Here is a 25,145-nt window from a genome sequence, read left to right on the forward strand (position 1 = left end):
GTGTTTACGTTGCTAACAATATGAAAGCTCTGGGCGGGGAGCTCACACTCGCTGTGCCATGGGCGGATCGGGTTCCCTGGGCGGTGGCGATGAGGTGGGGTCGTGGGCGCGAAGGTGTACGGAGAGAGGACGTTCGAGGACGCCGTCGAGAGTGCGTTGATCGCGCACGGATGGGCGCCGGGCGAACCACCGAACTACAACCGGGAACTGGCGCTCGACACCGCCGAGCTCGCGGTGTTCCTCGGGCGGACCCAGGCGCGGGAATGGGAGCGACTGCGCGACGCCCACGGGGAGGACCCGGCACGGTCGTTCGCGCGGCTCGTGGCCAAGGAGATCGACGCCCGGGGTGCTCTGGACGTGCTGCGGACGGGCGTGAAGGACAAGGGCATCCGGTTCCGGCTCGCCTCCTTCAGGCCCGCGCACACCCTGGCCGCTGGGGCGCTCGACGACTACAACGCGAACCGGCTGACGGTGACGCGGCAGCTGCATTACTCGGCGGAGGAACCGGCCAATTCCGTGGACCTGGCCTTCTTCGTCAACGGGATCCCGGTGGCGTCCGCCGAACTGAAGAACCCGGCGACAGGACAGACGGTCGCCGACGCGAAGAAGCAGTACCGTGACCGCGACCCGAAGGCCCTGTTCTTCGCCCGCAGGACCCTCGTCCATTTCGCGGTGGACACCGACCTCGTGTTCCTCACAACGCGTCTCGCGGGGAGCGGAACACGGTTCCTTCCCTTCAACCAGGGGTCCAACGGGCCGGGGAAGTCGGGGTCGGCGGGCAACCCGAGTGGCGGCGAGACGGGCTACCGGACGTCGTACCTGTGGGAGCAGGTGCTCCAGCGTGACGCCTTCCTGGAACTTCTCCAGCAGTACCTCCACGTGGAGGACGCGGACGCCAAGGCGGGGAAGGCGCCGTCCTTCAAACCGTTCGCGGCGCACACCCAACCGCTCATCTTCCCCCGGTTCCACCAATGGCACGCGGTCAAGGAACTCATCGCCGACGCCAGGGAGAAAGGCGCCGGGGAGAACTACCTGATCGAGCATTCGGCCGGGTCGGGGAAGTCCAATACCATCGCGTGGCTGGCGCACCGGCTGTCCACGTTGCACGACCTCCGGAACGAACCGGTCTTCGACAAGGTCATCGTGCTCACCGACCGGCTCGTCCTGGACAAGCAACTTCAGGACACCATCTACCAGTTCGAACAGGTCCAAGGCGTGGTCGAGCGGATCGAGAAGGACTCCGCCCAGCTCGCCGAGGCGCTCACCGGCGCGCGTGCCCGCATCGTGATCACCACCCAGCAGAAGTTCCCGTTCGTGCTGGACAAGGTGCGCGACCTGGCCAAGCGCAAGTACGCGATCATCGTGGACGAGGCGCACTCCTCGCAGGGCGGGGAGGACAACGCGGCACTGAAGCGGGCGCTCGGGTCACGGACGGTGGACGAGTACGGCGACCCGCTGACCTCGGCGGCGCTGGCGCGCGGCCGTCAGCCGAACCTGTCGGTGTTCGCGTTCACCGCGACGCCGAAGAAGAAGACCCTCGACCTGTTCGGCCGCTACAACTCCGAGAAGGGCAAGAACGAGCCGGTTCACGTCTACTCGATGCGGCAGGCGATCGACGAGGGCTTCATCCTGGACGTCCTGGCCAACTACGTCACCTACGACACGTTCTTCAAGCTGTCGGAGGCCGCCGCCGACGAGGCCGAGCGGATGGTCGACCCGCGCAAGGCGAAGGCGCAGGTCGTCCGGCGGGCGATCTGGTCGGAGGCGAGCAGCGCGCTCCGCGCGAAGATCATCGTGGATCATTTCCGCGAGCACACCGCCCCGCGCATCGGCGGGCGCGCCAAGGCGATGGTGGTGACGCCGCTGCGCGCCGACGCGCTCCAGCTCTACCAGGCGATCCGGACGTACGTGGACGAGCGAGGGTTCACCGACTGCGGCACCCTCATCGCGTTCTCGGGAGCACTGCGGCTGGAGGACGACGGCCCCGAATACACGGAGGCAAAACTGAACGGGTTCCCCGACAGGGAACTTCCAGCGCGATTCGCCTACACGAAGGCCGACGACAAACGCGCCGGTGTGGTCCCCAAACAGGAGTACCGCATCCTCGTTGCCGCCGAGAAGTACCAGACGGGCTTCGACCAGCCGCTCCTCACGACGATGTACGTCGCGAAGCCGCTCGCGGACGTCGCGGCCGTCCAGACACTGTCGAGGCTCAACCGCACGCACCCCGGCAAGGCCCAGGAAGACCTCTTCGTAATGGACTTCGCGAACCGGGCCGAGGACATCCTGGAGGCGTTCCAGCCGTTCTACGAGACGACGATCAGCGAGCCGACCGACCCCGACCTGCTGTACACCATGGAGCGGGAGGTGCACGCCTACCGGCTGATCGCCGAATCGGAGATGCGACGGTTCTTCGAGGCGCTGACCGCCGAACGCGCCAAGGCCGTCGACGAACGTGAGCTGATCAAGGCGCACGGGAAGCTGTACCGGTGGCTGGAACCGGCCGTGGACCGCTTCGTCGCGCTCACCGCGGAGGAACCCGACAAGGCCGAGGCGTTCCGGGGCGCGCTGCTTGGCTTCGTCCGGTCCTACGCATGGCTGTCCCAGGTGATCGGCTACAACGACGACGACCTCGAACTTCTGTACCAGTACGGCCGGTTCCTGCTGAACAAGCTGCCGCCGCGCGGGCAGGAGGCGGCCGTGGACGTCGGCGAGGTCGAACCGAGCCACCTACGGATCGAAAAGAGGGACCAGGCCGCGCTGCGGCTCAGGACGGACGGCGACCAGGAGGTGTCCGGGCTCCTCGGCGGCGCGACGGGGCCGCCCGCCGACCCGGACGAGCTGTCTCTCGCCGAGCTGATCGACCGGATCAACGACGAGTACGGCGCGAGCCTCTCCTCCGCCGACAAGATCATTGTTGGGCAGTTCGCGCTCGCGATCGCGGAGGACCCGCAGCTCGCCGCCATCGCGCTGAACAACTCCCGCGAGGTGTTCGAGCGGGAGGTCGACAAGGACGCCGACCGCATCATGATCGACCAGGCGGCGTCCAACGATGAGCTGCTCGTCCGCTACTTCGACGACGAGAACGTCAACCGGTTGTTCAAGCAGGTCGCCAAGGAGCAGGCGTACGCCATGATCCGCAGACCGGTACGGCGGGAGGCGGAGCGGCGTGCCGCCGTCCAACGCGCCGCCGAGATTCGCCGGACTCGTCCGTCCCGTCCCGAGTAGCGTTGCCTCTCATGGGAGACGCCGACGAGCCGGTCGGACGGGTCGTCGCCGGCCGGTACCGGCTGCGCGGCCCGCTGGGCGCGGGTGGCATGGGCGAAGTCTGGGAGGCCTACGACGAGCGTCTCGGCGGGCGCCGCGTCGTCATCAAGATGATGCTCGACGAGCGTCCGTCGCAGCTGTGGCCACGGGCCGAGACGCTGGAGGTCCGCCGGAAACGCTTCCTGCGCGAGGTCCGGACGACCGCGGCGATCGAACATCTCGGGATCCCCGCCGTGTACGACGCGGGAGTCGACCGGCCGGAGGGGCGGCTGTTCGTCGCCATGCAGTTCCTGCACGGCCGCGAACTCCAGACCCTCATCGACGAGACGGACCACGAGGCCGCCCCGCTGCCCGTCGCGAGGGCGGCGGCGATCGGCGCGCAGATCGCGTCCGTGCTGGACGAGGTGCACCGGCACGACGTCGTCCACCGGGACGTCAAGCCGTCCAACCTCATGCTGACACCCGGCGGAATCGTGAAGGTGCTGGACTTCGGCGTCGCGTCCCTGCTCGGGTCCGGTGACAACCCACGTCTCACCCAGGTCGGGACGACCGTCGGCACACCGCCCTACATGTCGCCGGAGCAGGCACTGGGCAACACGATCGGGCCGACGTCGGATGTGTACGCGCTCGCGTGCGTCCTGTACGAGGTGCTCACCGGGCGGCCTCCGTTCGCCGAGTCGGCGTCACGGTCGCATCAGTGGCACCACGTGCACTCCGCGCCGCCCCGCGTCCGGGACGCGCGGCCTGACGTGCCCGAGGAGATCGAATCTCTTCTGCGCGGGATGTTGGCCAAGGAACCCGACGCCCGGCCCGATGCCGCCGAGGTGTACGAACGGCTGTTGCCGTTCGCGTCGCGTCCCGTCGGGCCGGGCATGCCCGCCGACATCGCCGACCTGGACCCGTGCTTACCGTTCGTCCGTCCGCTGGGAAGCCGCGTACGCCGTCCACGCGCCGCCACCCCGGCTCCGCCGTCGGCACCGGCCCCGGCACAGGATCTGTCCGAGCGGGCGATCGACGAGATCGGCGAACGGGCGGAGGCGTTGCTCCACCGGAACCTCTTCGTGGAGGCCTTCGACGTCCTGGAGGAGGCGCGAGAGCGCGTGGCGGAGCCCGCGCTCCGGAACGAGTTGTCGTTCAAGCTCGCCACCGCCAAGTTCGTCGCCGGACAGCACACCGAGGCCGCCGCCTTGTTCGGCGAAGTGAGCGCCCACCTGGTCGAACAGTACGGCCCGGACGATCCCGACGTGCACCTTGCCCATTACTACCTGGCGCAATGTCGGGACAAGAGTGGGGATGTCAGTGGTGCCGTCGAGGCGTTCCGTGACGTGGCGGCGGCGACCTTCGACCCATCCGATGAGCAGGCCGTCGAGCGTCACCTCGATGCTCTCGCGGCGCTCATGCGCCTCCACGCGGCGGGCAGGCGGCGGGACCTGGTGATGGACGCCGCGGCAGGCATGCGAGAGGCCATCCGCCGGTACCGGCCGGACGACGCCGAGACCATGCTCGCTGAACTGGACGCCTACCTTGCCCGGTTGGTTCGGCTGCTCGGTGATCCCGCGTCCTAGGAAAGCGGGTCAGGGGGTGGGTGGGGTGGTGGTGTCGACCCAGATGAGTTCCACTCCGGCGGAGCGGAGGACCTGGTCGCCCTCCAGGACGGAGTAGGGGCCGGTGAAGAAGCAGCGGCGGATGCCGGACTCGGCGATGAGGCGGGCGCAGGACGGGCACGGGAACGTGGTGACGTAGAGGTCCGTGCCTTCGAGGGAGACGCCCCTGCGGGCGGCGCGGCCGATGAGGGACGCCTCGGCGTGGATGGCCGTGGAGAGGTCGGCGCGGTCGCCGCGCTGGAAGTTGTTGCGCGGGTCGCCGTCGATGTAGGGGGCGTACTCGGTGGGGAGGTGGTGGTTCCACGCCTCGTCGATCACGCCGTTCTCGCCGACGATGACGGCGCCGACCCGGCGCCACCAGTCGGAGCTGCGGGACGACAGGGCCTGGGCCAGTGCCGTGTATTCGCGGGCGAGTTCGTCGGCGGTGACGGCGCCGTCGTAGCCGGCGGGGCGTGCGGCGCGGCTCCATTCGCGGTCCCAGAAGAGGAACACCGGGTCGAAGGTGACCTTGGTGCGGGCCGCGAGGTCGTGGGCCTCGACCACGTCGCGCATGAGTGCGTCGTCGGGGACGGTGAGCTCGTCGGCGTGGACGGCGTTCGGCAGGTCCGCGGGCTCGACGACGGTGACGACGGTCGAGGGGCGGGAATGGCGGAGATAGTCGGCGGCGCGGTCCGGGTCGAGGGCGCGGATGTCCTTGCGGATGACGGGGAAATCGTCCGCGAAACCGCGGCCCAGGATCAGGATTTCGGAGGCGTCGTTGTGGCGGTCGAGGAAAGACTCGAAGGCCGACGTCAGGACGGGGAGGTAGAGGAGGATCTGCTTGTCGCGGTTGTCGGGGGCGTGGGGGCGCGCGGCGGGGGAGTCGATGGCGCCCAGCTGGATGCGGCGCAGGCGGGCGGACGTGCTCACCGTCGACATGCGTTCCAGGACCTCGACCCGGCCGCAGTACTTCGCCTCCAGTTCGGCGATCTCCTCGGTGGTGTAGGTCTCGGCGGTCGCGACGAGGATGTCGGGGCGGACGAGTTTGATGAGGTGCCATTTGGGGTCGGTCTCCCTTTTCAGGGTGACGAGGCCGACTCCGCGCTGGTGGGTGACCATGCGCAGGCGTTCCATCTCCGGCACGGCCGGACGGTGGCGTCCCTTTCTGGCCTGGACCTTGGCGTCGCTGTCGACGCCGACGATGAGGAAATTGCCGAATCCGCGTGCCGCTTCGAGATAGCGGGAATGGCCTTCGTGGAGAATGTCGAACGAGCCGCTGGTAAGAACGATCTTCTGCCCGAGGGTGCGAAGTGCCGAGACGATCTCGCGCAGCCGCGTCTCGTCGGTGACGAAGCGCTGATCGAAGCTGGACGCGTCGTCGAACAGTCCCTCGTAGAACAATGTCGTCCCTTACCTTGGTAGCGCGCCTACCGGTGTCATCGTAGCGCTTGGCGTGCGCGGGGGCGGCCGTCCGGCCTGCGGCGCGGCCCGGTGGGTGCCGCCCGGGCGGTGGTCGCGCCGGTGGTAGCCTCGGCAGTCCGGCTCGCCGGAGCCCTGGTAGTCGCGCGAAAGTGAACCCCATGTCGTACAAGCCCGTGGAGCAACGGACGCCCGATTCGCAGTATCGGGATCTGCTGAGGCGTATCTCGAATGAGGGTATTCCGGTTCCCACCCGGCAGGGGCCCAAGGCGTTCACGTTGATGCAGCAGACGCTTTCCTATGATCTGTCCAACGGGTTCCCGCTCATTCCGGATAGGAATATGGGGAGTTTCTGGCGGAAGCCGATCGGTGAGCTGTGTGCTTTCATCAACGGCGCGCGCACGCTGGACGAGCTCGCCGAGTTCGGCTGCGACTGGTGGGGGCCCTGGGCGACCGAGAAGAAGACGTCCTCGCGGGGTCTTCCGCCCGGCGATCTCGGGCCGGGGTCCTATGGCGGGGCCTTTCATGACTTCCCGACGGGGGAGGGGGGCGGGTTCGACCAGTTCGAGCATCTGGTCGAGCAGATCAGCGATCTGCCGGACCTTCGGACGCATTTCGTCTCGCCGTGGATTCCGCAGTATCAGACGCGGGGGAGAGGGAAGGTCAGCGGCTCGACGATCGCGCCCTGCCACGGGTGGGTTCATGTGCGCGTGCTCGGCGGCGGGCTGCATCTGCACATGTTCCAGCGGTCGGGGGACGTCCCTGTCGGCGTCCCGTCGAACATGGTGCAGTACGCGGCGCTGACGCTGATGCTGGGGCACCTCACCGGGGTCGAGGCGTCGCACTACTACCACACGATTTCCGACGCCCACATCTACGAGGACCAGTGGGAGAGCGTGGAACTGCTCAGGGAGCGGGAGCCGCGGCGGCTTCCGACCGTGACGTTGAACGCCGAGGGGAAGAAAGTCGGCGACATCCACGACTTCCGGGCGGAACATTTCGAGGTGGCCGACTACGATCCGCATCCGGCGATTTCCCGGATTCCGGTGGCGACATGACGGTCACGATCGTCGTCGCGGCGGCGGAGAACGACGTCATCGGGGTGCGGGGAGAACTTCCCTGGCACATCCCCGCGGACCTGCGGCATTTCAAACGGCTGACGATGGGTCACACCGTTCTCATGGGGCGGCGCACCCACGACTCGATCGTGCGGCGGTTGGGCGGGCCGCTTCCGGGGCGGACGTCGGTGGTCGTGAGCCGGTCGGTGGGCGGTGCGGCGAGCGGCGCGGGCCCGGAGGGGAATCCGCACTGGGCGTCGTCCATGGAGGAGGCGCTCGACGTGGCGCGGCGGCTCGGGGGCGGGGAGGTGTTCGCCATCGGCGGCCGGGCCGTGTTCGAGGCGGTGCTTCCCCACACGGAGCGCATCGTGCTGACCCGGGTGCGTCGGGACTATGAGGGGGACGTCAGCATGCCCGCGGGCTGGCTCGACGGGTTCACGGAGGTCGAACGCGACGACGAGAGCGGCGAGACGAGCGAGGTCCCGTTCTCGATCATCACCTATCGCAGGATCGGCTCGTGAGCCTCTACTGCCTGGAGAACCACCGCACCGAGGAGCAACTGCTCCGCATGCAGGACCTGGAGCGGCGAGGAGTCTGCCTGTTCTGCCCGGACGGGCTCGACGAGCATTCCGGGCTGGAGCCCGTCTGGCGCGGCGGGTCATGGACGATCGCGCCCAACGACTTCCCGTACCAGGGCACGAGCCTGCACCTGCTCCTCATCCCCACCGAGCACGTCACGGACATGGCCGACCTCTCCGACGAGGCTCGGACGGGCTTCTTCGACGCGCTGCTCTTCGCACGCGAGAAGTACGGCCTCGACAGTTACGGGATCGGCGTCCGCAACGGCCGCTGCGAACGCACCGGCGGCACGATCCGGCACCTACACGTGCATCTGCTCGTGGGCGACCCGGCCACGGCGGCCGAGTCGCCGGTCCGCATGAGGTTCAGTTCCGCGGTCTGACGGCAGGTGAGACGCGGGCGCGTGCGCGCGTCGTTCAGGAGCGGTGTGAAAGTTCCTGGACGTTCCAGCCGTTGCCGTCCGGGTCCTTGAAGAAGACGAAGCGTCCCCACGGGAAGTCCTGCACCTCGCTGACCTCGGCGCCGCGGGCGACGAGTTCGGCGCGGGCGGCGTCGGCGTCCTCGACGACGAGTTGCAGCCCCTGGTGGGAGCCGGGGACCATGGCGTCCTCCAGCCCCGTCCCGAAGGCGACGGAACACGCCGACCCGGGCGGCGTCAGCTGGACGAATCGGAGATTCTCGTTGACCCGGTGGTCGTGGTCGAGGTTGAAACCGATCTTCTCGGTGTAGAAGGCGATCGAGCGGTCCACGTCGGAGACGGGGATGGTCACCAGTTCCAGTTTGAAGTCCATGGGATCCTTCTATCCCACGGGGCGGACATTGCACTTCTTCCCAGGTCAGGCCGACTTCTGACCGCGATCAGAGTCCGGGGCGGGGGCGCGGATCAGGAACGTCCCGGCGATCACCACCAGACCGGACAGGGCCAGCACCAGGCGGGCCGGGACCATCCCGAGCGGGCTCACGTCCCACCGTTCGAGCAGGTCGGCCGCGGCGCCCGACAGCAGCGCGGCGAGCGCCAGACCGAACCGCAGGACGGCGTGGAACGCCGTCAGCGCCAGGTTGCGGGGATACCCCTCCAGGCTCTCCTGCAGGTACGTGATCCCGCCGACGAGCGCGGCGGTGGCGGCCCCGCCGAACACGACCGCGCCGACGAACGACCAGGTGATCGAGGCGACCGCGCCCATCATGGTGATCGTCGCGCCCTGGAGCGCGGTGGCCGTCCTGATCTGCGTCATCAGGCGCCACCGGCCCCGCCGGACGATGATCAGGCCGGTCAGCGCGCCCACGCCGAACAGCGCCACCAGCACCCCGAACCCGACCGGGCTCGCGTCCAGGACGTTCCGGACGAACACCACCCCGAGCGAGAACAGCGCCCCCAGCCCGAGCGAGACGACCGCGACCCCGGGCAGGACGCCACGGACGACGCGGAGCCGCAGCGCGTCCAGGAATCCGCCCTGTCGCTTCGTGTCGCTGTCGGCCGTCCAGCGCTCGCCCGGCGCCGGGCCGAGGTCGGGAATGGAGCGGATCGCGAAGTACGACACGAGATAGGTGAGCGCGTTCAGCCAGAACACCAGGACATAGCGCCAGTGGCCCTCCCACCCGGCGTTGTTCGACGCCCACAGCAGCAGCCCGAACGCGCCCGCGCCCACCGGGATCATGCCGTAGGACGTCGCCATCGTGATGCCGTTGGCGACCTCCAGCGTGCCGGTGTCGTGCTCCTCGCCGTGCTTGCGCTCGTCCCGGTCCTCGATGAGGAACGGGATGGCGGCGTCCCGGGCGGGCAGGAAGCACAGGCCGACGACCTCGATGGCGAAGGCCCAGAAGTACACCCACCACAGCCACGGCAGGACGGGCAGGGCCACCGCCATCCCGACCCGGATCAGGTCGGAGTTCAGCAGGACGGTGCGGCGCCGCCACCGGGTGACGACCCGCGCGGCGACCGGCGCGCCGAGCGCCGACGGGAGCAGGCGCAGCACCAGCACGCCGCCCACCGCCGTCGTGGATCCGCTCAGCTCCAGCACGAAGTACATGAGGGCGAGCGTCCCCATCCAGTCTCCTAAAGAGGAGACCGTCTGGCCCACCATGAGCCGCCGGAAGTCGCGGCGGTTCAGTTGCTCCTTGAGTCCCATGCGGGTTCGACCCCCCGTACCGCGTCCTGAGACCGCGTGTCCCGCCGGTCCGGGGGGTCGACGGGAGCGCCGCGCAGCAGCGCGGCGAGCCGGGCGGCCGCCCGGTCCCAGCACCATGTCTCGCGCACCCAGCGGCGGCCCTCGTCCCCCATGCGGCGGGCACGAGCCGAGTCTGCCAGCAGGTCGTTCAGGACGCGCGCCAGCCCGTCCGCGCGTGTCGCGTCGACGAGGTGGCCGGTGCGCCCGTCGAGGACGGACTCGGGGCTGCCGCCGGACCGTCCGACCACGACCGGCAGCCCCGCCGACGACGCCTCCAGCACCGACAGGCCGAGGCCCTCGACCTGGAGGCCGCGCCGCTCGTCCCGGCACGGCAGGACGAACACGTCCGCGGCGGCGTAGTAGCGCGGCAGGTCGGCGGCGGAGACGGCGCCGGTGATCGTGACCGTGCCGGGCGCCTCCCGCGCCGCACGGTCGGTGAGATGGGCGCGTGTGGGCCCGTCCCCGACGATCATCAGCCGGGCTTCGGGATGGCGCCGGACGACGTCGGGCCAGGCGTCCAGCAGCCGGTCATGGCCCTTGCGGCGGACGAGCCGGGAGACGCTGAGGACCACCGGACCAGGGCCGAGACCGTGCCGCCGCCGCACCGCCCCGCCGTCCAGGCCAGGACGGAACCGCAGCGGGTCGACGGCCCCGGCGAGTTGCACCAGCCGCGTCCGGTCGCCGAGGACCGCCGCCATCTCGCCGCGCGTGCGGGCGGTGAGGAAGGTGAGCGCGTCGAAGGCCGGGGCGACGGCGCGCAGCGCGGCCCGGGTCGGCCAGGCCCGGAACCAGCCGATCTCCTGGCCGTGGGTGGAGCCGATCAGCCGCCGCACGCCCGCGGCCCGCACCAGCGGCGCGTACATCGCGAACGGCGCGACGGCGGGAATCCAGCACGCCTCGGCGCCGTGCCGTGCCGCGAGTCGCCGCAGACCCCGGAACAGCAGGTAGCAGTGCCGCCGGACGACCGGGAACTCCAGCCCGGCGTCGAACCGCGCCGCCCCGGGCCAGGCGGGCGCCACCACCAGCAGCCGGTCGGCGGGCAGCCGCCGCACCAACTCCCACGTGAACGTCTGCACACCGCCGGGCTCCGGGGGAAAGTGCCCGGTCATCACGAGAGTCCGGGGTATGTCCATGGGGTCCCGTCTTCCCCCGCAGCGGGCCGTCATGCACGAAATCCCCTGCGTACGGGGGTGGCACCGGGTCCGATGCCACCCACACCGGACCCGGTCGCCTCACCCGGGGAACTATCCCTACCAACAAAGTAGCTTATTTCTCTTCGATGTGGGAGAGCTTGGCGGGGTTCGCCACCGCATAGATGCCGCGGACGCGCTCATCGTCCGGCGCGAGGTCCAGGACCATGACCGCGAACGGCGCGTCCGCGTCGAACAGCACCGCGGACGGGTCGCCGTTGACCGTGCGGTATCGGACGTCGAGCCGCTCGGCGTCCTCCCGCCGCGCGGTGGCGCTGATGACGCGCGCCACCCTGTCGCGACCGTGCACGGGACGCAGCGGGCCCCGCGCGCCGCCGGCGTCCCGCCACAGCGTCACGTCCGGCGCCATCAGCTCCAGCAGCCCGGCGAGGTCGCCGCCCAGGGCCGCCTTGAGGAACCGCTCCGTGACCTGCCGCTGCACCTTCGGATCCGCCTGGCAGCGGGGGCGCCGCGCGTGGACGTGCTCGCGCGCCCGGTGCGCGAGCTGCCGCACCGCGGACGGGCTCCGGTCGAGGATCGTCGCGATCTCGGTGTGCGCGTAGCCGAAGACCTCCCGCAGCACGAACACGGCCCGTTCCAGCGGCGTCAACGTCTCCAGCACCACCAGCAGCGCCATCGAGACCGCCTCGGTCCGCTCGGCGGACACGCCCGCGTCCGGCTGGCTCACCAGCGGTTCGGGCAGCCACGGCCCGAGGTACGTCTCGCGGCGGCGGCTGATGTCGGCCTGCCGGGCGAGGGCGGTGTTCACCGCGATCCGCACCAGGTAGGCGCGGGGGTTCTCGATGCCGTCCGCGCCGTCCGCGGCGTGCCTGGCCGTCCACGACAGCCACGTGTCCTGCAGGACGTCCTCGGTGTCGGCGACGCTGCCGAGCAGGTTGTACACGACCGAGAACAGCAGCTCCCGATGATCGGCGTACGCGCGTGTGGCGACGTCCTCGGTGATGCGGTCCGGCATGGCTGACCTCCAGTGCGCTCACCCCCGAGAGCCGCCCGCCACCCGGAATGTGACATCCCCAGCCGAAATGTGATGTGAAGCTCATCATCCGCCGGTCGTGTCACATTCGCGGTGCCGAATCCGCTCAAGGAGGGCGACAAGCACGAACACGGAGGTACCCATGACGGACACTCGCCCGTCCTTCCTCGCGACCGGGCGCGGCAAGCTGACGCTGACGCTGCTGTGCGCCATCGCGTTCCTCGACTTCATCGACGCCTCGATCGTGAACGTGGCGCTGCCCGCGATCCGGCGGGACCTGGACTTCTCCGTCCAGGACCTCCAGTGGGTCCCGAGCGGGTACCTGCTCACCTACGGCGGGTTCATGCTCCTCGGCGGACGCCTCGCCGACCTGCTCGGCCGCCGCCGCGTCGTCCTGGCCGGGACGATCCTGTTCTCGCTGTCGTCCCTGGTCGGCGGGCTGGCCGTCAACTCGGGGATGCTGGTCGGGGCGCGGCTCGCGCAGGGCGCCGGTGCGGCGCTGATGCTGCCCGGAACGCTGTCGATCCTGACGACCACGTTCAAGGAGGGCGGCGACCGCGCCAAGGCCCTCGGCGTGTGGGGAGGTGTCGCGGGCGCCGCCAGCGCCGCCGGCGTCCTCCTCGGCGGCGTGCTCACCGAAACGCTCGACTGGCGCTGGGTGATGCTCGTCAACGCGCCCGTCTGCGTCATAGTGATCATCGGGCTGTTCCTGCTGGTGGACGACGACCGCCGGTCCGCGGACCTGTCCCGCTTCGACATCGGCGGGACGATCCTCGTCACCTCCGGCATGCTGCTGCTCGTCTTCACCCTGGTGAAGGCCCCGGAGGTCGGTTGGGACGCGGCCCGCACCATCGGCGGCCTCGCCGGGACCGTCGTGCTGCTGACCGCGTTCACCGTCAACGAGCAACGCCACCGCGACCCGCTGCTCCCGCTGTCGATCTTCCGGGTGCGTGGGCTCGGCATCACCAACGTCGCCTGCCTCGTCGCGGTCGCCGGGCTCATCTCGATGTTCTTCTTCCTCAGCCTCTACATGGTGAACATCCTCGGCTACTCCCCGATGAAGACCGGCGTGGCCTACCTGCCGCTGTGCGTCGGCGTCGGCGTCGCCGCCGGGATCACCCCGCGACTCGTCGCCCGCGCCGGCACCCGCCCGCTGATCGTCGTGAGCCTGCTGGTGACGGGCGCGGGGATCTACTGGCTGTCCCGCATCCCCGTGGACGGCGCGTACCTGACCGACCTGCTGCCGGGCCTCATGGTCACCTCGTTCGGCCTCGGGATGGCGTTCGTCTCCATCACCACCGCGGCCAACGCGAACGTCCCCGCGGACAAGGCCGGTCTCGCCGCCGCGCTGCTCAACGCGTCCCAGCAGATCGGCGGCGCGCTCGGCCTGGCGATCTTCTCGGCGGTGGCCACGTCCCACACCGAGTCGCTGCTCGCCGACGGCAAGCCCATGGCCGAGGCCATGACCTCGGGATTCGCGCGGGCCCTGCTGGTGTGCAGCATCTTCCTCGCGGCCGCCGCCGTCGTCGCGCTCCGCTCCGCCAACACCCACGGCGAGGCCACCGACGTCCAGCTGGAGCCCCGCCCCGAGCAGGTGTCCGCCACCTGACCGTCAGACGACGATGGAAGCACTGAGGCCAGGGGCCGGAAGCGAAGGCAGGAACCGTCGCGCCGAAACCTTGGCGACCGTCTCACCCCGGCAGTCCCGCTCCGAGTACACGTACATGACGATCGGGATCCCGGCGCGGCCCTCAGTACCCCAGGCGTTGCCCACCGAAAGGAACGGGAACGGAGCGTTCAAGCATCCATCGATATCGAGCGGGCTGAACCTCACCACCTCACCGGTGAAGTTCGGCCCGCTCCAGCCGCACTGCCAACGGGGCGTGCAGCCCGGCGGGTTTCCGGAGGCCGAGGCCGAGGCGCCGGCGACGGGGAGCGCGGCCGACGCGGCGGCCACGGAGGCGACGAGCACAAGAAATCTCAACATCCGCGTCATGGGAGCCGCCTTTTCGCCGGTACGGTCCCCAACATGATCACCTTTTGAGGCGACGAAGTCCACCGAGCCCACGAATCATGGCGAAACTTAACAGACAAGACGAATTTGCTTTTGGTCGTGAGTAATCGGCTGATCCGTGCGGTTGATCGTCAAGTGCCGCTTCTCACTGGATGATGACGGTGTGGGTGGGGGCGGCGGGGTCGTCGGTCCAGCCGTCGTGGCCGGCGTCGGCGTGCCAGTGGCGGCCCGCGTGGCGGACCTCGGTGAGGCCGTAGGCCTGGGCGTGCGTCACCGCCCACGCGGCGACCGTCCAGCCCTCTCGGGGGTTGGCGACCTTCACCGCGTTCCAGGATTCGGGGCGGGGGGCGGCGCCGGCCTTGAAGGGGGCGGGGCCGCCGATTCGGAGGTCGTCGCCGAAGGTGCGGCGCATCTCCCGCAGCGCCTCCGGGCGCCGGGACTCGGTCCGCTTGCCGGGCGGGTACCAGCAGCGCGCGGCGGCGGCCTCGCGTCCGGTGAACGCGGCGGCGAGGACGGTGCCGTCGTCCTCGTGGCGGGCGTAGGCGCGGCCGTCGGCGCTGCGCTGCACGCGCTGCGCCGCGTCGTGCAGGTCACGGTCGAGGTAGCCCTTCACCTTGACCAGCGCGTTGAAGAACTTCGTGGTGGACGCGACGGGGTCGCGGAGCACATGCGGTTCGCCCCAGCCCTGGGAGGGGCGCTGCTGGAACATGCCGACCGAGTCGCGGTCGCCGCCCGGCAGGTTGCGGATGTGGGACTCCTGGATCGCGGTCGCGTAGGCGATCACCGCGGCCCGCTCGGGAAGCCGTTTGCGGAGCGCGACCGCGGCGATCGTGGCGGCGTTGGCGGCCTGTTCAAGGTCGAGCGGCATCTTGCCGGCGCGGGTCGTCACCTCGCAGCCGGTGCCGTGCAGATAGGGACGGGCCTTCTGGAACAGCGTGTAGACGCCCACACCGATCAGCGCCACCACGATGACCACGACCGCGATCCAGCGCCGCCCCCGGTGCCCGCCACCGTCCGGCCCCTCGTGCGGCGGCGTCTTCATCCTCGCCCAAACAGCCACGCGAAGACGGTACCGGGAACGGGCCACCAGTAAGCTCAGTGGCCATGACCGATACGTTCACCAGCCCGATCTCCGGTGTCATCGACGAGCTGTGGGAGCGGCGCGCCGAGCTCACCCCGGACGACGGCGACGCCAAAACCGCCATCGTCGCCGCCGTCGACCAGCTCGACTCCGGGGAGGCCCGGGTCGCCCATGTCGACCCCGGCACCGACGAGGTCGTCGTCGACGAGCGGGCCAAGCGGGCGATCCTCCTGAGCTTCAAGGTGCTCGGCATGGTGCGCTCACAGGTCGGCGACTTCCAGTACCACGACCGCATCCCGTTGAAGACGCGGCTGGACGGCGTGCGCGTCGTCCCCGGCGCGATCGCCCGGTGGGGCGCTCATCTCGCGCCGGGCGTGGTGTTGATGCCGTCGTTCACCAACATCGGCGCCCATGTCGACTCGGGGACGATGGTCGACACGTGGGCGACCGTGGGGTCGTGCGCGCAGATCGGCAAGAACGTGCACTTGTCCGGGGGTGTCGGGATCGGCGGCGTGCTGGAGCCGCCCAACGCCAAGCCGGTGATCATCGAGGACGAGGCGATGATCGGCAGCCGGTCGATGATCGTGGAGGGCGCCCGGGTGGGGCGCGGCGCCGTGGTCGGGTCCGGCACGAACCTGTCGGCGTCCATGCCGGTCATCGATGTGGAGACGGGTGAGGAGATCAGCCGCGGCCGCATTCCCGACTGGTGCGTCGCCGTCGGCGGCACCCGGCAGAAGGAGTTCGCGGGCGGCACGTTCGGGCTACCGGCGGTGCTGATCCTCAAGCGGCTGGACGAGGGACGGCGGCACGACAAGGCGTCCCTCAACGAGATCCTGCGGGACCACGGCGTCAACACCTGAGTTCGGTGATCTTGAGGGGACGGTCGGTGAGCGCGGCGACCGCGGCGGCGTAGCCGGGCCCCGGGTCCAGGTCGGCGAGGCGGACGGGCGAGACCGCCGCCTCGCCGTCCCACGCGACGACCTCGGCGGGCTCGCCGGGCGCCGACACGTGGATCGCGGTCATGGGCGCGGCCAGGCCGTGGCCCGTCGCCTTCAGCAGGGCCTCCTTGCGGGTCCAGTAGCGGTGGAAGCCGCGGCGGCGGTCGTCCATGGCGGCGAGCGCCGCGCGTTCCGGGACGGCGAGGACCGCCTCGGCGAGCCGGTCGACGTCACGGTCGTTCTCCTGCTCCACGTCCACCCCGACCTCGACGCCCTCGGCGAGGACGACGACGACGCGGTCGCCGGAGTGGGAGAGCGAGAAGTCCACGCCGGAGCCGAGCACGCGGGGCTTGCCGTGCGTTCCGCCGCAGTGCGGGCAGTCGGTGGTGAACCGGATGGTCGCCGCGTCGAGTCCGGTGGCCTCGGCGAGGGCGGTGCGGGCCAGGAACCGTCCGGTGACGAAACGGGCCTTGTCGGCGGGGCGGAGGAAACGGTCGTAGCGGTCGCGCTCCTCGTCGGTCAGCAGGGCGCGCATGTCGGGGGTGTCGGTGGGGCGCGCCCAGTGGACGGCGCACTCCAGCACAGGCAGGTCCACGCTCGCGATGATAGGACTTGAGCATGGGCCTGGATCTGATCTCGGACGTGGTGGACCTCACGGCGGCCATCGTCGACATGGAGTCGGTGAGCGGCGCGGAGGAGGCCCTCGCCGACGCCGTGGAGGAGGCGCTGCGCGCGTTGCCGCACCTCATGGTGGAGCGCGCCGGGAACAGCGTCGTCGCCCGCACCGACCTCGGACGCCCCGAACGGGTCGTGCTCGCCGGGCATCTCGACACGGTTCCGCTGAACGGGAACCTTCCGTCGCGGGTGGTCGGCGACCGGCTCTACGGATGCGGGACGACGGACATGAAGAGCGGCGTCGCGGTCGCGCTGCGCCTCGCCGCGACCGTCCCCGAGCCGACCCGCGACCTCACGTACGTGTTCTACGACTGCGAGGAGATCGAGGCCGAGCGGAACGGGCTGCGGCGGCTCGCGGCGGACCGTCCCGAGCTGATCGCGGGCGACTTCGCGGTGCTGATGGAGCCGACCGGCGGGCTGATCGAGGGCGGCTGCCAGGGCACGCTGCGCGCCGAGGTCACGGCGACGGGGGAGCGGGCGCACAGCGCGCGGGCGTGGATGGGCTCCAACGCGATCCACACCGCCGGGCGGATCCTGGACGTGCTCCGCGCGTACGAGCCGACCCGTCCGGTCGTGGACGGCCTGGAGTACCACGAGGGCCTGAACGCCGTGTTCATCGGCGGCGGCGTCGCGGGGAACGTCATCCCCGACGAATGCGTCGTGACCGTGAACTACCGGTTTGCTCCCGACAAGTCCGTTGAGGAGGCCGAGGCGTACGTTCGGGGAATCTTCGACGGCTTCCAGGTGACGATCACCGACAGCGCCGCCGCGGCCCGACCCGGGCTGACGCACCCGGCGGCGGCCGCGTTCGTCGCGGCGAGCGGCGCCGACGTCCGCGCGAAACTCGGCTGGACGGACGTGGCCCGCTTCGCGGAGATCGGCGTCCCCGCCGTCAACTACGGTCCCGGCGAGCCCACCCTCGCGCACACGAAGGACGAACACGTCGAGATCCCTCTCATCGCCGAGTGTGAGCAACGCCTGCGCGCGTGGCTGGAGGCTCCGACTACCGTGGCCCCATGACATCGGAAGTGAACTCCCGCTCGCGCCGGCAGGGACCGGCCGTGCTGCGGGGGCGGGCCGTCCCGCCGACCACCACCGACCAGCGGCTTCTCGACAGCCGCGGCCCCGCCGACTGGGTGCACGCCGACCCGTGGCGGGTGCTGCGCATCCAGGCGGAGTTCGTCGAGGGCTTCGGCCTGCTGGCCGAGCTGCCGAAGGCCGTCAGCGTCTTCGGCAGCGCCCGGACGAAGCCGGGCACCGACGAGTACGAACTCGCCGTGGACATCGGCGCCCGGCTGCACGACGCCGGTTACGCCGTCATCACCGGCGGCGGTCCCGGGATCATGGAGGCCGCCAACAAGGGCTGCGACGAGAACGGCGGGCTGTCCGTCGGGCTCGGTATCGAGCTGCCGTTCGAGCAGAAGCTCAACGACTACCTCGACATCGGGCTTGAGTTCCGTTACTTCTTCGTCAGAAAGACCATGTTCGTCAAGTACTCCCAGGCGTTCGTGGTGCTGCCCGGCGGGTTCGGAACGCTGGACGAGCTGTTCGAGGCGATCACCCTCGTCCAGACCAGGAAGATCACCCGGTTTCCGATCGTGCTCGTCGGCACCGAGTTCTGGGGCGGTCTGCTCGACTGGGTCGAGAAGGTCATGCTGACCAGCGCCAAGATCTCGCCGCACGACCTCGACCTGATCCATCTCACCGACGACCCGGACGAGGTCGTCCAGATCATCATCGACGGTCACACCCGCGCCGAGCAGGAGATCATCGAGGCCCGCGCGTCGGCCGAGGCGGGGGAGGCCGCCGGGGAGTGACCGCCGGGGCGGCGGTGCGCGCTTCGATCGCGTGGACCACCGCCGCCATGTCCGCCTCGCCGTGGCCGAGCGCCAGCGTCTCGCGGTAGAGGGCGTGGCAGACGTCCAGGAGCGGGGACGCGACGCCGCGGTCACGGGCGGCCTCGGCGACCAGGCGGTTGTTGTCGAGAACGTTCGTGATCGACGCCTGGACGGCGAAGTCGCGGGCGACGAGCTTGGCGCCCTTGGCGCGGGACACGGTGCTCGCCATCGGGCCCGCGTCGAGGACGTCCCGGAGCCGCCGCTCGTCGAGGCCGTGCCCGGCGGCGAAGTGGAACGCCTCCGCCAGGCCGGTCACCGTCGTGATCAGGTACAGGTTGACCGCCAGCTTCATCAGCAGCGCGTTCGGGACGGGCCCGCACTCGAACGACTCGGCGCACATCGGGCCCAGCAGGGGCCGGACGACGTCCACGGCCGCCGCGTCGCCCGCGAGCAGCCCCACCAGGCGGCCCTCCTCGGCGGGCCCGCGGGACCCGGAGACCGGGGCCTCGACGTACCGGCCACCGGCGGCGCGCACGTCGGCTTCGAGGCCCAGGGAGTAGTCCGGCGAGGTCGTGCCCATGTGGACGATCACGCGCCCGGCGACGTTCGCGGCGAAGCGGGGTGAGCCGCGCTCCAGCACCGCGTCGATCGCGGGCCCGTCGGCCAGCATGAGGAACACGACGCGCGCCCGGCGGCACACGTCGGCGGGACTCGCCGCGACCGCCGCCCCGGCGGCCCGCAGCGCCTCGCTCTTGGCGGCGGTGCGGTTCCAGACCACGAGTTCCGCCCCGGCGCGGGCCAGGTTGAGCGCCATGGGCCCGCCCATGACGCCGAGGCCGAGAAATCCGAGGTCCGCGCCCATCGTCGCCTCCGGCAGACTCGTCGCCCGATCTTGCGAGTTATGACAACGGTCATGATAATGAACCAGGTGAGAGATGCAATAGCCGGAGCTTGGTAATGGCGGCGGCCGAGCGGGGGCCGCGTGAGCGGATGGTGTTCAGCGCGGCGCAGCTCATCCGCCGCGACGGGGTCACCGCGACCGGGCTGCGGGACGTCGCCGAGCACGCGGGGGCACCGCGCGGTTCCCTCCAGCACTACTTCCCGGGCGGCAAGGAACAGCTCGTCAACGAGGCTGTGGAGTGGGCCGGGCGGTACGCGAGCAAACGCGTCGCCCGGTTCGTGTCCGCGATGTCCCGGCCGACGCCGGGCAGGCTGTTCGCGGCGATGGTGCGCCAGTGGACCGACGAGTTCCAGGCGAAGGGGTTCGTGACGGGGTGCCCGGTCGCGGCGGCGACGGTCGACTGCGCCGACACCGTCGAGTCGACGCGCGCCGCGTCCGCCGCCGCGTTCGCCGCGTGGCGCCGTCCGGTCGCGCGGGAGCTGGCCGCGATGGGCGTCCCGTCCCGGAAGGCCGACGCGCTCGCCACCCTGATGATCAGCTCGCTGGAGGGCGCGATCCTGATGGCGCGGGCGGAACAGAGCGTCCGCCCTCTCCGCACCGTCGCCCGAGAACTCGCCCCCTACCTCGACTCCTGCGCCGAGCCTCATGCGTAGGGAACGCGTGAAGAACGCGGGCAACAGCGTAGGAAACGCGTCAAGACCGGCCTTATCCGTTCAAATCGGGTGTTCGCTGCGGGCATGGCAGATCTTGTGCTCATCGTGCTGACGCTCGCGGTCTTCGCGCTGCTCGGCCTCGTCGTGAAGGGGGCGGGACGGCTGTGAACGCCGAGAACGCGGTCGGGCTGGTGCTCGCGGCCGGACTGGTCGTCCTCCTCGTCGTCGTGCTGATCCGCCCGGAGAGGTTCTGATGGGGGCGACGACGGCCGGGATCCTCTTCGTCGGGTCCCTCATCCTCGTGCTCGTCGCCGTCCATGTTCCGCTGGGCGACCACATGCACCGGACGTTCACGTCCCGCCACCACTGGACGGCGGAGCGGCTGATCTACCGGATCGTCGGCGTCGACCCGGACGCCGAGCAGGTCTGGAGCGGCTACGCCCGCAGCGTGCTGGCGTTCTCCGTCGTGTCCGTGCTGGCCCTCTACGGGCTCCAGCGGCTCCAGGGCCGTCTGCTGCTCAGCCTCGGATACGGCGGCGTCGACCCCGACGTCGCGTGGAACACCGCGATCAGCTTCGTCACGAACACGAATTGGCAGGCGTACTCCGGGGAGAGCACCATGGGCCACCTGGTGCAGATGTCCGGGCTCGCGGTGCAGAACTTCGTGTCCGCCGCCGTCGGCATCGCCGTCGCGATGGCGTTCGTCCGGGGCCTCGCCCGGCGCCGGACCGGCGAGCTCGGCAACTTCTGGGTGGATCTCACCCGTGCCGTGCTGCGCGTCCTGCTGCCGATCGCGGCGATCGGCGCGGTCGCGCTGGTAGCCGGTGGAGCGATCCAGAACCTCGCCGACCCGCACACCGTCACCACGCTGACCGGAGCCGAGCAGACGATCACCGGCGGGCCGGTGGCGTCGCAGGAGGCCATCAAGGAACTCGGCACCAACGGCGGCGGCTTCTACAACGCCAACTCCGCGCACCCGTTCGAGAACCCGACGAGCTGGACGAACTGGATCGAGATCCTCCTCATTCTGCTGATCCCGTTCTCGTTGCCCCGCACGTTCGGGCGGATGGTCGGCGACCGGCGCCAGGGCGTCGCGATCGTCGCGGTGATGGCCACGCTGGCGCTGCTCAGCGTCACTCTGCTGAACACTGCCCAGCTCGCGCACCACGGGACGGTCCCCGAGTCCGTGACGGCCGCGACGGAGGGCACCGAGTCGCGGTTCGGGGTCTCGAACTCGGCGACGTTCGCGGCGGCGACCACGCTGACGTCCACCGGGGCGGTGAACTCGTTCCACGACTCCTACACCAGCCTCGGCGGCGCGGTGACGCTGCTGAACATGATGGTCGGGGAGGTCGCGCCCGGCGGCGTCGGATCCGGCCTGTACGGGATGTTGATCCTGGCGATCGTCACGGTGTTCGTCGCCGGGCTGATGGTCGGCCGGACGCCCGCGTACCTCGGCAAGCGGATCGGGCCCCGCGAGATCAAGCTGGCGTCGCTGTACTTCCTGGTCACCCCCATGATCGTCCTGGTGGGCACCGGGATCGCGATGGCGTTCGAGGGGCCTCGCGGGAGCATGCTGAACACCGGGCCGCACGGCCTGTCGGAGGTGCTGTACGCGTTCACCTCGGCGGCCAACAACAACGGCTCCGCGTTCGCGGGCCTCACCGTCGCCACCACGTTCTACGACGTCGCGCTCGGCCTGGCCATGGCGTTCGGCCGGTTCCTGCCGATCGTGCTGGCGCTGGCGCTCGCCGGGTCACTGGCGCGGCAGACGCCGGTCCCGGCGTCGGCGGGCACGCTGCCGACGCATCGTCCGCAGTTCGTCGGCATGGTCGCGGGCGTGACCCTCATCCTCGTCGCCCTGACGTTCTTTCCCGCGCTGGCCCTCGGGCCGCTCGCAGAGGGGATCCACTGATGCTCACGAGCACCCTGCCGGCGTCGGCTCCCGCGGCGCTGCGCAAGCTCGACCCGCGCTTCATGTGGCGCAACCCGGTGATGTTCGTCGTCGAGATCGGCGCCGCGTGGACGACCGTCATGGCCGTGCTCGACCCCTCGGCGTTCGCGGTGCTGATCACAACCTGGCTCTGGCTCACGGTGATCTTCGCCAACCTGGCGGAGGCCGTGGCGGAGGGGCGGGGCAAGGCGCAGGCCGACACCCTTCGCAGGACGAGGAAGGCCACGACCGCCCGACGGTTGACGGACGCGGGAGAGGAGACCGTCGCGGCGGCCGAACTGCGGCGCGGCGACCTCGTCGTCGTCGAGGCCGGGCAGGTCATCCCCGGCGACGGGGACGTGATCGAGGGCATCGCCAGCGTGGACGAGTCCGCGATCACCGGCGAGTCGGCGCCGGTCATCCGCGAGTCCGGCGGCGACCGCAGCGCGGTGACCGGCGGGACCCGCGTGCTGTCCGACCGGATCGTCGTCAGGATCACCCAACGTCCCGGTGAGTCGTTCATGGACCGGATGATCGCGTTGGTGGAGGGCGCGTCCCGGCGGAAGACCCCGAACGAGATCGCGCTGACCATCCTGCTCGCCGCACTGACGATCATCTTCCTGGTGGCGATCGCGAGCATGCAGCCGCTCGCGATCTACTCCGTGGCGAACAGCCCGGGTGTGGAGGGCGGGTTCGCGCTCGGGTCCCACGGCGTCACCGGGCTCGTGCTGGTCTCCCTGGTGGTATGCCTCATCCCGACGACGATCGGGGCGCTGCTGTCGGCCATCGGCATCGCGGGCATGGACCGGCTCGTCCAACGCAACGTGCTCGCGATGTCCGGACGCGCCGTCGAGGCCGCTGGGGACGTCGACACGCTCCTGCTCGACAAGACCGGCACGATCACGCTCGGCGACCGGCGCGCGTCGGAGTTCATCCCGGTCGGCGGGACGACCGGCGCGGAGCTGGCGGACGCGGCACAGTTGTCCTCGCTGGCCGACGAGACTCCCGAGGGCCGCTCCATCGTCGTCCACGCCAAGGAGGCGTACGGGCTGCGGGAACGGCACGCGGGAGCGTTGACCCACGCCGCATGGGTGCCGTTCACGGCGCAGACCCGCATGTCGGGCGTGGACGTGGACGGCCGCAGGCTCCGCAAGGGCGCGTCGGGCGCGGTCACCGACTGGGTCCGCGGCCAGGGCGGCGAGGTGCCGTCCGCGCTCGCGGACGTCGTCGACCGCGTCTCGGCGTCCGGCGGCACCCCGCTCGTCGTCGCGGCGGCCGAGAACGGCGACGTCCGCGTGCTGGGCGTCGTCCACCTGAAGGACGCCGTCAAGGCGGGCATGCGGGAGCGGTTCGACCGGATGCGCGCCATGGGCATCCGGACGGTCATGGTGACGGGCGACAACCGGCTCACCGCGAAGGCCATCGCGGACGAGGCCGGGGTGGACGACTTCCTCGCCGAGGCCAGGCCTGAGGACAAGCTGTCGCTCGTCCGGGCCGAGCAGGCCGGCGGCCGTCTCGTCGCGATGACGGGGGACGGCGCCAACGACGCGCCCGCCCTCGCGCAGGCCGACGTCGGCGTCGCCATGAACACCGGCACGTCCGCCGCCAAGGAGGCCGGGAACATGGTCGACCTGGACTCCGACCCGACCAAGCTCATCGAGATCGTGGAGATCGGCAAGCAGTTGCTCATCACCCGCGGCGCGCTGACGACGTTCTCGATCGCCAACGACGTCGCCAAGTACTTCGCGATCATCCCGGCCCTGTTCGTGGCGCTGTTCCCGGGCCTGGACGCGCTGAACGTGATGCGGCTGTCCAGCCCGCAGTCGGCGATCCTGTCGGCCGTCGTGTTCAACGCGCTGATCATCGTGGCGCTGATCCCGCTGGCGCTGCGCGGGGTCCGGTACCGGCCGAGCTCGGCGTCCCGGCTGCTCAACCGCAACCTGCTGGTGTACGGGGTCGGCGGCGTCGTCGCCCCGTTCGCCGGAATCAAGATCATCGACCTTGTCGTCCAGCTCGTTCCGGGGATGCAGTGATGAAACCCTTGCTCGCGGCGCTGCGCGCGGTGCTCGTCCTCACCGCCGTCTGCGGCGTCCTCTACCCGCTGGCCGTGACCGCCGTCGCGCAGGTGCCCGGCCTGAAAGACCACGCGAACGGTTCCCCTGTCAGCGTCAACGGCCGAGGGGTCGGCAGCGAACTGATCGGCCAGTCGTTCAGCGACGCGGACGGCAGGCCGCTCCGGAGGTACTTCCAGAGCCGCCCGTCCGCCGCCGGTGACGGCTACGACCCGACCGCGACGTCGGCGAGCAACCTCGGGCCCGAGGACATCGTCGACCGGGACGGCGAGCCGAGCCTGCTCAGCACGGTCTGCGCCCGCAGCAGGGCCGTCGGGGAACTGGAGGGCGTCGACGGGTCCCGCCCGTACTGCACCGGTAGCGGGGTCGGCGCCGTCCTGTCCGTCCGCCCGGACAGGGTGACCAGCGTCAACGAGCCCTGCCCGGCCGCCCCGTTCGTCGCCGAGTACAGGGGCGTGAAGGTTGAGTGCGCCACGCCGGGCCAGGACCCGCGCGCCGGGCGGATCGTGCCGGTCCGGGGCGCCGCGCCCGCCGACCCGGCCGTTCCGGCCGACGCGGTCACCGCGAGCGGCTCCGGCCTCGACCCGCACATCTCCGTCGCCTACGCCGAACTCCAGGCCCGGCGCGTCGCGGCGGCGCGCGGCGTCCCGGTCGGCGCCGTCCGGGCGCTCATCGACGAGGAGACCACCGGCCGCGCCCTCGGCTTCATGGGGGAGCCCGTGGTGAACGTGCTGCGGCTGAACATCGCCCTGGACAGGGCCGCTCCCCGGCGGGGCTGAGAG

The 25,145-nt window shown here is 70.6% G+C and carries 23 protein-coding genes; 14 read left to right on the plus strand and 9 right to left on the minus strand.

Features of this window, described 5'->3' with window-relative positions; all coding sequences use genetic code 11:
* Positions 1 to 102: 102 nt before the first annotated feature.
* A complete protein-coding gene (locus D0T12_RS15005) occupies positions 103 to 3,228 on the plus strand; it encodes a type I restriction endonuclease subunit R (protein WP_117400168.1) in 3,126 nt (1,041 codons plus the stop codon).
* Between the two features lie 11 nt (positions 3,229 to 3,239).
* On the plus strand, positions 3,240 to 4,832 hold the full coding sequence (locus D0T12_RS15010; protein WP_117400169.1) for a serine/threonine-protein kinase: 1,593 nt from the start codon (positions 3,240 to 3,242) through the stop codon (positions 4,830 to 4,832).
* Positions 4,833 to 4,841: 9 nt separating this feature from the next.
* Here the strand turns inward: D0T12_RS15010 and D0T12_RS15015 are convergent, their stop codons facing one another.
* Positions 4,842 to 6,251 carry an adenylyltransferase/cytidyltransferase family protein gene (locus tag D0T12_RS15015; protein WP_117400170.1) on the minus strand — a complete coding sequence of 470 codons (1,410 nt, stop codon included), beginning with the start codon at positions 6,249 to 6,251 and terminating at the stop codon, positions 4,842 to 4,844.
* Between the two features lie 179 nt (positions 6,252 to 6,430).
* Here D0T12_RS15015 and thyA point away from each other — a divergent pair, with 179 nt between their 5' ends.
* From thyA to D0T12_RS15030, 3 genes are read left to right on the plus strand one after another with little or no spacing between them, the layout of a single operon-like run.
* Positions 6,431 to 7,327, plus strand: coding sequence for a thymidylate synthase (gene thyA / locus D0T12_RS15020; RefSeq protein WP_117400171.1), 897 nt, complete (start codon positions 6,431 to 6,433; stop codon positions 7,325 to 7,327).
* Positions 7,324 to 7,848: a dihydrofolate reductase gene (locus D0T12_RS15025; RefSeq protein WP_117400172.1), complete on the plus strand. Its 525-nt coding sequence runs from the start codon at positions 7,324 to 7,326 to the stop codon at positions 7,846 to 7,848. Before thyA ends, D0T12_RS15025 begins: the two co-directional genes overlap by 4 nt.
* Positions 7,845 to 8,288 carry an HIT family protein gene (locus D0T12_RS15030; protein ID WP_117400173.1) on the plus strand — a complete coding sequence of 148 codons (444 nt, stop codon included), beginning with the start codon at positions 7,845 to 7,847 and terminating at the stop codon, positions 8,286 to 8,288. Before D0T12_RS15025 ends, D0T12_RS15030 begins: the two co-directional genes overlap by 4 nt.
* Before the next feature lie 34 nt (positions 8,289 to 8,322).
* On the opposite strand, the gene D0T12_RS15035 is transcribed toward D0T12_RS15030, so the two are convergent.
* The 4 genes from D0T12_RS15035 to sigJ form a co-directional block, all read right to left on the minus strand.
* Positions 8,323 to 8,697 carry a VOC family protein gene (locus tag D0T12_RS15035; RefSeq protein WP_117400174.1) on the minus strand — a complete coding sequence of 125 codons (375 nt, stop codon included), beginning with the start codon at positions 8,695 to 8,697 and terminating at the stop codon, positions 8,323 to 8,325.
* Between the two features lie 45 nt (positions 8,698 to 8,742).
* On the minus strand, positions 8,743 to 10,035 hold the full coding sequence (locus D0T12_RS15040; protein WP_158581506.1) for an MFS transporter: 1,293 nt from the start codon (positions 10,033 to 10,035) through the stop codon (positions 8,743 to 8,745).
* On the minus strand, positions 10,014 to 11,150 hold the full coding sequence (locus D0T12_RS15045) for a glycosyltransferase family 4 protein (protein ID WP_199487463.1): 1,137 nt from the start codon (positions 11,148 to 11,150) through the stop codon (positions 10,014 to 10,016). The genes D0T12_RS15040 and D0T12_RS15045 overlap by 22 nt, the downstream gene beginning before the upstream one ends.
* A gap of 190 nt (positions 11,151 to 11,340) precedes the next feature.
* Complete coding sequence (sigJ, locus tag D0T12_RS15050) at positions 11,341 to 12,240, minus strand: RNA polymerase sigma factor SigJ (protein ID WP_117400176.1); 900 nt, start codon at positions 12,238 to 12,240, stop codon at positions 11,341 to 11,343.
* A gap of 97 nt (positions 12,241 to 12,337) precedes the next feature.
* On the opposite strand from sigJ, the gene D0T12_RS15055 reads away from it, so the two are divergent.
* Positions 12,338 to 13,867 carry an MFS transporter gene (locus D0T12_RS15055; RefSeq protein ID WP_267900403.1) on the plus strand — a complete coding sequence of 510 codons (1,530 nt, stop codon included), beginning with the start codon at positions 12,338 to 12,340 and terminating at the stop codon, positions 13,865 to 13,867.
* A 3-nt stretch (positions 13,868 to 13,870) separates the two neighbouring features.
* Here the strand turns inward: D0T12_RS15055 and D0T12_RS15060 are convergent, their stop codons facing one another.
* Both D0T12_RS15060 and D0T12_RS15065 read right to left on the minus strand, forming a co-directional pair.
* Positions 13,871 to 14,317 (minus strand): hypothetical protein, encoded by a 447-nt coding sequence (locus D0T12_RS15060; protein WP_147339519.1) that lies wholly within the window; start codon positions 14,315 to 14,317, stop codon positions 13,871 to 13,873.
* A gap of 100 nt (positions 14,318 to 14,417) precedes the next feature.
* Positions 14,418 to 15,332 carry a hypothetical protein gene (locus tag D0T12_RS15065; RefSeq protein ID WP_233526069.1) on the minus strand — a complete coding sequence of 305 codons (915 nt, stop codon included), beginning with the start codon at positions 15,330 to 15,332 and terminating at the stop codon, positions 14,418 to 14,420.
* A gap of 44 nt (positions 15,333 to 15,376) precedes the next feature.
* On the opposite strand from D0T12_RS15065, the gene D0T12_RS15070 reads away from it, so the two are divergent.
* Positions 15,377 to 16,213 (plus strand): 2,3,4,5-tetrahydropyridine-2,6-dicarboxylate N-succinyltransferase, encoded by an 837-nt coding sequence (locus D0T12_RS15070; protein WP_117400179.1) that lies wholly within the window; start codon positions 15,377 to 15,379, stop codon positions 16,211 to 16,213.
* On the opposite strand, the gene D0T12_RS15075 is transcribed toward D0T12_RS15070, so the two are convergent.
* Positions 16,203 to 16,886 (minus strand): 4'-phosphopantetheinyl transferase family protein, encoded by a 684-nt coding sequence (locus tag D0T12_RS15075; RefSeq protein ID WP_147339520.1) that lies wholly within the window; start codon positions 16,884 to 16,886, stop codon positions 16,203 to 16,205. The two genes, D0T12_RS15070 and D0T12_RS15075, sit on opposite strands and share 11 nt — an antisense overlap.
* A 23-nt stretch (positions 16,887 to 16,909) precedes the next feature.
* Here D0T12_RS15075 and dapE point away from each other — a divergent pair, with 23 nt between their 5' ends.
* Together dapE and D0T12_RS15085 are read left to right on the plus strand one after the other, a co-directional pair.
* Positions 16,910 to 17,986 (plus strand): succinyl-diaminopimelate desuccinylase, encoded by a 1,077-nt coding sequence (gene dapE / locus D0T12_RS15080; RefSeq protein WP_117400181.1) that lies wholly within the window; start codon positions 16,910 to 16,912, stop codon positions 17,984 to 17,986.
* A complete protein-coding gene (locus D0T12_RS15085; protein ID WP_117400182.1) occupies positions 17,983 to 18,783 on the plus strand; it encodes an LOG family protein in 801 nt (266 codons plus the stop codon). Before dapE ends, D0T12_RS15085 begins: the two co-directional genes overlap by 4 nt.
* Here D0T12_RS15085 and D0T12_RS15090 read toward each other — a convergent pair.
* Entirely contained in the window at positions 18,734 to 19,741 is a 1,008-nt protein-coding gene (locus D0T12_RS15090) for an NAD(P)-dependent oxidoreductase (RefSeq protein ID WP_407642088.1), read from the minus strand. The two genes, D0T12_RS15085 and D0T12_RS15090, sit on opposite strands and share 50 nt — an antisense overlap.
* Positions 19,742 to 19,761: 20 nt before the next feature.
* Here D0T12_RS15090 and D0T12_RS15095 point away from each other — a divergent pair, with 20 nt between their 5' ends.
* From D0T12_RS15095 to D0T12_RS15115, 5 genes are all read left to right on the plus strand, one after another.
* On the plus strand, positions 19,762 to 20,358 hold the full coding sequence (locus D0T12_RS15095; RefSeq protein ID WP_117400184.1) for a TetR/AcrR family transcriptional regulator: 597 nt from the start codon (positions 19,762 to 19,764) through the stop codon (positions 20,356 to 20,358).
* Between the two features lie 164 nt (positions 20,359 to 20,522).
* Positions 20,523 to 20,612 (plus strand): K(+)-transporting ATPase subunit F, encoded by a 90-nt coding sequence (kdpF, locus tag D0T12_RS15100; RefSeq protein WP_117400185.1) that lies wholly within the window; start codon positions 20,523 to 20,525, stop codon positions 20,610 to 20,612.
* Positions 20,612 to 22,273, plus strand: a complete 1,662-nt coding sequence (gene kdpA, locus D0T12_RS15105; protein WP_117400186.1) for a potassium-transporting ATPase subunit KdpA — start codon at positions 20,612 to 20,614, stop codon at positions 22,271 to 22,273. Before kdpF ends, kdpA begins: the two co-directional genes overlap by 1 nt.
* Entirely contained in the window at positions 22,273 to 24,324 is a 2,052-nt protein-coding gene (gene kdpB / locus D0T12_RS15110) for a potassium-transporting ATPase subunit KdpB (RefSeq protein ID WP_117400187.1), read from the plus strand. The genes kdpA and kdpB overlap by 1 nt, the downstream gene beginning before the upstream one ends.
* Positions 24,324 to 25,142 (plus strand): potassium-transporting ATPase subunit C, encoded by an 819-nt coding sequence (locus tag D0T12_RS15115; protein WP_117400188.1) that lies wholly within the window; start codon positions 24,324 to 24,326, stop codon positions 25,140 to 25,142. Before kdpB ends, D0T12_RS15115 begins: the two co-directional genes overlap by 1 nt.
* Positions 25,143 to 25,145: the final 3 nt, after the last annotated feature.

The sequence above is a fragment of the Actinomadura spongiicola genome, from assembly GCF_003432485.1.
In the GTDB taxonomy this organism is placed as follows: domain Bacteria; phylum Actinomycetota; class Actinomycetes; order Streptosporangiales; family Streptosporangiaceae; genus Spirillospora; species Spirillospora spongiicola.

Excerpts from the sequence above, each read along its gene's own strand:
- D0T12_RS15115 (WP_117400188.1), top strand. The coding sequence starts at position 24,324 with ATGAAACCCTTGCTCGCGGCGCTGCGCGCGGTGCTCGTCCTCACCGCC.
- sigJ (WP_117400176.1), bottom strand. The coding sequence starts at position 12,240 with ATGCCGGACCGCATCACCGAGGACGTCGCCACACGCGCGTACGCCGAT.
- kdpA (WP_117400186.1), top strand. The coding sequence starts at position 20,612 with ATGGGGGCGACGACGGCCGGGATCCTCTTCGTCGGGTCCCTCATCCTC.
- D0T12_RS15070 (WP_117400179.1), top strand. The coding sequence starts at position 15,377 with ATGACCGATACGTTCACCAGCCCGATCTCCGGTGTCATCGACGAGCTG.
- kdpB (WP_117400187.1), top strand. The coding sequence starts at position 22,273 with ATGCTCACGAGCACCCTGCCGGCGTCGGCTCCCGCGGCGCTGCGCAAG.
- thyA (WP_117400171.1), top strand. The coding sequence starts at position 6,431 with ATGTCGTACAAGCCCGTGGAGCAACGGACGCCCGATTCGCAGTATCGG.
- D0T12_RS15010 (WP_117400169.1), top strand. The coding sequence starts at position 3,240 with ATGGGAGACGCCGACGAGCCGGTCGGACGGGTCGTCGCCGGCCGGTAC.
- D0T12_RS15025 (WP_117400172.1), top strand. The coding sequence starts at position 7,324 with ATGACGGTCACGATCGTCGTCGCGGCGGCGGAGAACGACGTCATCGGG.
- D0T12_RS15085 (WP_117400182.1), top strand. The coding sequence starts at position 17,983 with ATGACATCGGAAGTGAACTCCCGCTCGCGCCGGCAGGGACCGGCCGTG.
- D0T12_RS15035 (WP_117400174.1), bottom strand. The coding sequence starts at position 8,697 with ATGGACTTCAAACTGGAACTGGTGACCATCCCCGTCTCCGACGTGGAC.
- D0T12_RS15095 (WP_117400184.1), top strand. The coding sequence starts at position 19,762 with ATGGCGGCGGCCGAGCGGGGGCCGCGTGAGCGGATGGTGTTCAGCGCG.
- D0T12_RS15040 (WP_158581506.1), bottom strand. The coding sequence starts at position 10,035 with ATGGGACTCAAGGAGCAACTGAACCGCCGCGACTTCCGGCGGCTCATG.
- dapE (WP_117400181.1), top strand. The coding sequence starts at position 16,910 with ATGGGCCTGGATCTGATCTCGGACGTGGTGGACCTCACGGCGGCCATC.